6 protein-coding genes are annotated in these 6,118 nt (G+C 59.2%); 1 reads left to right on the forward strand and 5 read right to left on the reverse strand.

From position 1 onward, the window contains the following. The 4 genes from FXV83_RS40970 to FXV83_RS40985 all read right to left on the reverse strand — a co-directional run. On the reverse strand, positions 1-604 hold a 604-nt coding region (locus FXV83_RS40970), incomplete at its 3' end, for an adenylate/guanylate cyclase domain-containing protein (protein WP_235940600.1). A 168-nt stretch (positions 605-772) separates the two neighbouring features. Continuing rightward, positions 773-1,801 carry an alpha/beta fold hydrolase gene (locus tag FXV83_RS40975; protein WP_187436534.1) on the reverse strand — a complete coding sequence of 343 codons (1,029 nt, stop codon included), beginning with the start codon at positions 1,799-1,801 and terminating at the stop codon, positions 773-775. 85 nt (positions 1,802-1,886) lie between these two features. Further along, positions 1,887-2,291 (reverse strand): DoxX family protein, encoded by a 405-nt coding sequence (locus tag FXV83_RS40980; protein WP_148745707.1) that lies wholly within the window; start codon positions 2,289-2,291, stop codon positions 1,887-1,889. A 73-nt stretch (positions 2,292-2,364) separates the two neighbouring features. After that, positions 2,365-3,228, reverse strand: a complete 864-nt coding sequence (locus tag FXV83_RS40985; protein WP_148745708.1) for a pirin family protein — start codon at positions 3,226-3,228, stop codon at positions 2,365-2,367. A gap of 95 nt (positions 3,229-3,323) precedes the next feature. Between FXV83_RS40985 and FXV83_RS40990 the strand changes: the two genes are divergently transcribed. Further along, positions 3,324-4,214, forward strand: a complete 891-nt coding sequence (locus FXV83_RS40990) for a LysR family transcriptional regulator (protein ID WP_148745709.1) — start codon at positions 3,324-3,326, stop codon at positions 4,212-4,214. 611 nt (positions 4,215-4,825) lie between these two features. Here FXV83_RS40990 and FXV83_RS40995 read toward each other — a convergent pair. Further along, positions 4,826-6,085, reverse strand: coding sequence for an adenylate/guanylate cyclase domain-containing protein (locus tag FXV83_RS40995; protein WP_148745710.1), 1,260 nt, complete (start codon positions 6,083-6,085; stop codon positions 4,826-4,828). Positions 6,086-6,118: the final 33 nt, after the last annotated feature.

Here is a 6,118-nt window from a genome sequence, read left to right on the forward strand (position 1 = left end):
AAACCCATGACGCAGTAAGAACAACGATGGAGAGCCGCGGTGCGACGGCCGCGTGCGGCGCTGCTGCTGCGGGATGTGCGGGTGAAAGCGCATAGACCTGCACCAGTTCGGCGATGTTCTTCAGTTGCTGCCGACCGCGATCGTGCGCGGCAATATCGATCTTGCCGCGCACCTGGTCATAGGCCGCACCAGAGAGGCAAATACCACCAGGTTCGGCCATGCTCTCCAATCGCGCCGCCACATTGACGCCGTCGCCCATGAGGTCGCCATCGTCCTCCACGACCACGTCACCAAGATTGATACCGATGCGGAATTCGATGCGCCTATCCGGTGCCAAGCCGGCATTGCTCTCAACCATAGCCCGTTGCATATCGATCGCCGAACGAACTGCATCCACAACCGAGGCGAACTCGGCCAGCAAGCCATCTCCCGTGGTCTTCACGATGCGCCCGCGATGAGCGGCCATCACAGGATCGATCACTTCCTTGCGGATGGCCCGGAGGCGCTCGAGCGTGCCTTCCTCGTCAGTTCCCACAAGCCGACTGTAGCCGACTGCATCGGCCGCGAGGATCGTCCTCAGCCGTCGGTTGGGCCGCTCGATCACCAACTCTCCCTCCTGGATTGGTCGAGGCCAGTCTACGCATTTGCTTGCAGGTGCCAAGGGATTCGAGGATGAAGGGCCCAGAGACGCCCTCTTTATGGGCCCTGAACGGACATGCTTCGGGCATTAGCGGTAGCCGCTTGGGCCCCGTGTGGCCAGTCAAGCAGCCCGTCATGACGCCCAGACGTTGGCCAACTTCATTCCAAACCACTTCGCCAATGCCGCATTCACTGCGACGGGGCGTTCCTGCGCCATCCAGTGCCCCGATTGGACCACTACCTCAGTCAGGTCCGCGCAGTATTCACGCATCGGCTCGGCGAGGCGGGAGCCCGTCGTGTCGCAGGTCACGTCGTTGGCCGCATGAAGGAAAAGCACGGGCATGTCGAGCCGACCGCCGTTGATCGCCTTTGCCGAATAAGCAATGTTCCTATCGTGATTCATGTACCAAGAGGCCGGACCGAGGAAGCCGTTCCGCTCCAATGCTGCCGTGTATGCGGCAAGGTCCGCTTCAGTTAGCACATCGCAATCCATAGGCACGTCTGGGGCTCTACCCGCGCCACCAAACCACCCACCATGCTTACGTATCAGCGCGGTGCGGGCCGGCTTGCCTCGAGCCGCGGGATCACCCTTGCGGAACAGCGCTTTCACCGTGTCTCGTGGGTTGGCTTCGAGCGCGGCACAGGCCGTCGAGAAGTTCTCTTGATAGAATAGTTTGTATTCCCACTGACCTGCCGGAAATTCGTTCTCCGGATAGAGCGTCCGATCGACAAGCGGAAGCAAATTTTCCGGCGCGAAGCCCTTGGGCAGATAAGGTACGCATAGGTTGGCAACGCCGTGGCACCGGTCTGGATGGTGACTGGCAATGTCCCAAACCACCGGGCTACCCCAGTCATGTCCCACCCACACAGCCTTCTCGCGTCCAAGCGAATCCAAGAGCTCGACCATGTCGCGCACACTATTTTCGACCGCGTAATCCGCATGCTGCCGATAGATGCTGGACCTGCCGTATCCACGCATATCTGGCGCCACGCAACGGAATCCTAGCTCGGCGAATATTGGCAATTGGTGACGCCAACTAATCGACAGTTCGGGCCATCCATGCAAGAAATTGATTATCGGCGCGTCGACAGCGCCGCACGCAAGATAAGCAGTCGTATGACGCATCGTCTTCAGGACATGTTCCGTAATCGGAAATGGCATTTGAAGCTCCCGTTTACGGCGACTGCGAAACCCGTGCCAAACCGCGGCGAGATGAGTCTCGCCGCTATTTCTTCAATCAGACCGCTTACGCGGGGACGGAAGCAGACCGGCGCCGGTTGTCCAGGCTGAACGCGCCGGGACCGAACGCGATCACCTGCAGAAGGCCTCCGGTGATCGCGAGGTTTTTCATGAAGTGGATCATCTGGTTCTGGTCGGCCATGTTGTTGTGGAACAGCACCGCCGCGGCCAGCGTGAAGATTGCCAGGGCTGCAGCGACGAGGCGGGTCTGAAAGCCAACCAGCAAAGTAAGCCCGCCGATCACCTCGACGATCGCCGCGACGGCGAAAGCAGCCGGCGCAAATGGCGTCCCAGCGGACTGGATGTAAGCGATGGTGTTGGCGGGAGCAGCGATCTTCGACAGACCCGACAAGATGAAGATGAGCGCGATCAGCAGGCGCCCCAGTGCGGGCAGATAAGTAGGCGTAGACATGGAAGGTCTCCTGGTTTGAGCTGGCTGGATTGACGGCTTGTTCCGACGGTAATGATGGACGCGATGGGGCATGTCAGATCTGTCCCATCCGTCCCGCGTGATAGTCACGGGCCGCCCGTTCGAGTTCGGCGATGGTATTCATGACGAAAGGACCGTGGCGGACGATGGGAGCATCGAGTGGGTCGCCGCCAACCAGCAGCAGCTCACTGTTCTCCTGCACTGCGACTTGCAGCGTGTCCCCGGACGTAAGGCGGGCAAGCTGCCCCGGCTCGACGGTCTCGTCGGCAATCGCGACTTTGCCCGTCATGACATAGAGCGCAAGTTCACGCGCGCCCGACGCATCGATGCGCAGTGTGCCGCCGGACATCAGGCTGGCGTGAACCACAAAGGGACCGCCGGAAGTCCAGACGGGACCGGTGTCGTTGCCGACCTGCCCTGCAATGAGGCGCACTGTTCCGTTGTCATGCGGCAACAGCGGAATCGCGTCAGCCTTCACGTGCCTATAGGCAGGATCTGCGTGCTTCCCGCCTTTCGGCATGTTGATCCACAACTGCACCCCGTGCACCCGGCCGCCCGTGCGCACCAGGGCCTCGTCCGGCGATTCGTCATGGATCACACCGCGGCCTGCGCGCATCCATTGCACCTCGCCTGGCCCCATCGCGCTGACATTGCCGAGGCTGTCTTTGTGCACCGACCGCCCTTCGAGGAGCAGGGTCAGAGTCTCGATACCGGCGTGAGGATGAGCCGAGGCGCCCTTGGCTTCGCCCGGCCGCACCTCGACCGGCCCGAAATGATCAAGGAAGATGAAAGGGCCAATGGCCTCAAAGGCGGACGATGGGATGGCGCGACGAACCTCGAACCCATCTCCTTCAAGGGTATGGAAGGCGGCATGGAGGGTCGCGACGTTGCGCTCGCGCGGGAGTGTGAGGGTATTCATGGGCGATCTCGTTTGAACCAATGGGCGAGCGATAGCCCCCTTCCACATTTCAGAAAATGCAGATAATCTCGAACAGGTTATTCAGGATTTTAGAAATGAAGGTCGGTACGCCCACAATCGATCAGCTCCAGATTCTGGCGACGGTGGCGGAGTGCGGCAGCTTCGCCGCGGCCGGACGACGCCTGAACCGTGCCACCTCGGCGATCGCTTACGGGATAGACAATCTCGAGGATCAGCTCGGGGTCGCCGTGTTCGATCGCTCGGGGACAAAGAAGCCTGAACTCACCGAAGCCGGACGTGCGCTGCTCGCTCACGCACGCTCAGTTCTGCAAGGCATGGAGAAGATGCGCGCCAAGGCAGCGAGCCTCCGCGAAGGCGAGGAGGCGGAGGTCTCGCTGGTCGCTGACGTGATGCTCCCGACGGCCCGCCTGGTCGACGCTCTGCAAGCCTTCCAGATTGCGTATCCGACGGTTCAGTTGCGGGTGCATGCGGAAGCGCTTGGTGCGGTGACCCAGCTCGTGGCAGACGGCACCGCACGGCTTGGAATCAACTGCGCCATGCATCCGCTTCCGGATGACATGGACAGGCAGCAGATTGGAAACGTCAGGCTAATCCCAGTCGCATCGCCGTCTCATCCACTGGCACGCTCGCGGCGACATTCGCCTGGTGAGCTGCGCGAGCACATCCAGCTGGTTCTGACCGACCGTTCGCCACTGACACAAGGCCAGGATTTCGGTGTCGTGAGTAGCAAGACATGGCGGCTGGCAGATCTCGGCGTGAAGCACGCCTTGCTATTGGCCGGGATAGGTTGGGGCTTGATGCCGGAATTCATGGTCCGCGGCGACCTCGAGGCAGGAAGGCTCATCGAGCTGGATATCCGTGGCGTGAAGGATGCGCTGTATCCGCTGCAGGCGATTTGGCGAGTCCAAACGCCGCCGGGTCCTGCAACGCAATGGCTGATCGACCGATTTGCAGCGCAGGTGTGAAGTCTGCGCTGTTGCATGCACGAGAACCGAGCAGTTTCGGGCACCGGCTGAGCGGCTCGATGCTCGCGAAACCGCGGTGAAGCGGACGTACAGCGTCTACCTCATGTTCGAACGCGATGGAGAGCTTAAATCAACAAACCGGTCCCGCTGGCGAAACGAAATGTATCCCACCCGGCCTGCGAACGTGCGAATTTTGTAAAACTTCGCAGGATAGATGCCGTCAGTTTTGTTGCCGAGAACGAGTCCCGTGACTTTGAACGAGGTAAGCAGCACAAGCTTGCATTCGGAAAAGCGGCCATAAACAGCAGGGCAAAGCTCCAGCCCCTCATTGTCGGGATTGGCATCGCGAAAGAGTTTGCCAACGTCACTTCGCATTGTGCAAGCTGACGCTTTTCCAGGACGGAGGTGGTGGCGAAGACCGAAATCGAGCAATGAGTAAGGTCGCCTGGGCCTATTCGATGATATCCGATGTCCGCTCCTGTGCGTTAAGCCGAGGAGTGCTTGAGCCGCCGTGATGTCCGCTGTCGCTCGTAACCCGTACGCCGAGCTGCACTTGCCTCAACCGCCGCAATTGACCCAACTCGGACATCGAGGCGTCGTAAAGAGCGCTCTCATTCCTGCTTCCAAAATCGGTCGTTGGGAATTATCCCGGCTGAATCAGAGGCAAATTCGGGTTTGATACGATTGAGGTAATACATATTCACCAAGCCTTGGTGCTTCACTTCGACGGCGCCCCGGACGTCTATCTCGAAGCGCGTTTTGATGTACTGCCAGGTCGATTCGGCAATGCTGATGCGGCCTGGAACTCCGGCGGCTTCGACGCGCTGGGCAATGTTCACTGTATTCCCCCAAATATCGTAGGTAAATTTGTGTTTGCCGACGACGCCAGCGATGACTGGTCCAGTATTAATTCCGATTCTCACCTGCCACGCTGGCAAGCGCAGCTTCTCCCGTTGCCGATTGAGCCTGGCTAAGTGATCGAGTACCTGCAGCGCACCCAATGAGGCATCGATTGCGTGCGAGCGATTGGGTTCCGGTACGCCGCCAACGGCGAGATAGGCATCTCCGATCGTCTTGAGTTTCTCCAGACGGTGATTGGCCATGATATCGTCGAACTTAGTGAAGTGTTGGTCGAGTTGATCAATCACGCTCGCCGGCTCCATTGTTTCGACCAGGCGGGTGAATCCGGTGAAATCGATCATGATCACGGTTGCAGAGTCGAAGTAGCGCGGCTGAACGCGGTCATTTGTCTTTAGCTCGGCTGCAATGGATGGCGGCAGGATGTTCAGAAGCAGTTTGTCCGATTCAGCTTTCTCGGCAACTGCGCGGTCGCGCGCACGCTCCAATTCAAGCAGCATTTCGTTGCGCACAAGCAATTGCCGGCGCAATTCGAGGTGAACCATGGTCTGCCGGGATAGTCGCCTTAATGCCTCCCGCTGCTCGAAGGTAAGTTCGCGCGGCCCGAAGTCGATCACGCACAAAGTACCCAAGGCATGACCATCTCGAGTAATGAGTGGAACACCGCAGTAGAAACCGATGTGCAAATCGCCCGTCACAAGCGGACTGGTATTGAATCTCTGATCCTTCATCAGATCAGGGACGTAGAGGATGTCGTTGTTGCAGATCGTGACCGTGCAAATCGAAATTTCCCGCGGGCATTCGGAAAGCTCTGCAGGAAGTAGACCATACTTTGCCTTGATCCATTGCCGCGACGCGTCAACGAAGCTCACCAAGGCGGCAGGGCAACCGCAAATCTGGGCCGCCAGTTCGGCGATCTCGTCGAATCCAATTTCCGGAAGTGTGTCGAGGATTGCGTAGTTTCTTAGCGCTTCAAGGCGTCCGGGCTCATTGGCTGGAATAATTTGGTTCATAACAAACCCTTCAGGTTAGTCTTACTGCGTCAT

It is taken from the genome of Bradyrhizobium hipponense (assembly GCF_008123965.1).
GTDB classification, from domain to species: Bacteria; Pseudomonadota; Alphaproteobacteria; order Rhizobiales; family Xanthobacteraceae; genus Bradyrhizobium; species Bradyrhizobium hipponense.